Origin of the sequence: Mesorhizobium sp. M1A.F.Ca.IN.020.06.1.1, assembly GCF_004023265.1 — a bacterium.
In the GTDB taxonomy this organism is placed as follows: Bacteria; Pseudomonadota; Alphaproteobacteria; order Rhizobiales; family Rhizobiaceae; genus Mesorhizobium.
Genome location: NZ_RZSR01001445.1, coordinates 1 through 976 on the forward strand (window position 1 = coordinate 1; position 976 = coordinate 976).

The following is a 976-nucleotide window of genomic DNA, read 5'->3' on the forward strand; positions in this document are numbered from 1 at the left end:
AACTTGTCCAGCGCATCGAGCACGCCCTTGCCGCCGGTGTCGACCGGACCGGCGCCAGCCGTGCAGTCGGCGGGACCAGGCCACCACGCCCATTCGACGCCGGAATGGTAGACGCCGAGATAGAGGCCATACAGCATCAAGAGGCCACCGATCCCCAGCAGGCTGCGCGTCAGCCAGGCCGGCGCGCGCATCATCGAGGCAGCGGCCGCGACCAGCATCAGCGGCGCGCCGATGTAATAGGGCGTGCGCTGTTCCAGGCAGAGATGGCAGGGGATGTAGCCGCCAATATACTGGAAGGCGAGCGCCGAGCCGACGGTCGCTCCCATGGCGACGGCCAGGAACAGCGCGGCACGCGTCCGCTGGCGTCCAGTGTCGGCGGTCATGGTCGCTGTCATCCGTCGTGATCCGTTCGCTTGGCACCTAAAGCGCGCCGCGCAGAAATGAATTCAGGCGCCGCGCTTGAGTCTTGTTTCGATGCATGTCGTTCTCCCAAAACCGCTGCGCACTTTTGGGCGACATGCATTATCCGTGGGCGTATCTGACCGCGATATAGAGCAAAATAAGGGCAGCGGCGCCGGCGCTGACGATCATGCCCAGCCGTTTCTCGATGAACTCCCTGATCGACTCGCCGTAGCGGCGCAGCAGCCAGGCAAGCAGCAGAAAACGGGCGCCGCGCGCAACGATCGCCAGCCCGATGAACAGCAGGAGGTTGACGCCGATGACGCCCGACAGAATCGTCACGACCTTGATCGGCGGCAAATGCGCCGCGCCCGAGGTGATCAGCATCAGGACGATGAAGCCGACGCCGGATGAGGTGCGCAGCTGCTCGAACTCGTCATACTTGCCGTAGAATTCCAGAATCGGCTTGGCGACCGCCTCGTAGGCGTAGTGGCCGATGAACCAGCCGGCGACGCCGCCGAGCACCGAGGCCACCGTTGCTACCAGCGCGTAGCGATAGGCGCGCTCCGGCTTGGAC

Annotated in this window: 2 protein-coding genes; both read right to left on the reverse strand. The window is 64.8% G+C overall.

The features are described from left to right. Window positions 1–395, reverse strand: a 395-nt coding sequence (locus EOA60_RS34720) for a disulfide bond formation protein B (RefSeq protein WP_164899855.1), incomplete at its 3' end; no start/stop codon positions are given. Window positions 396–522: 127 nt separating this feature from the next. Further along, window positions 523–976, reverse strand: a 454-nt coding sequence (locus EOA60_RS34725) for a YqaA family protein (RefSeq protein WP_164899856.1), incomplete at its 5' end; no start/stop codon positions are given.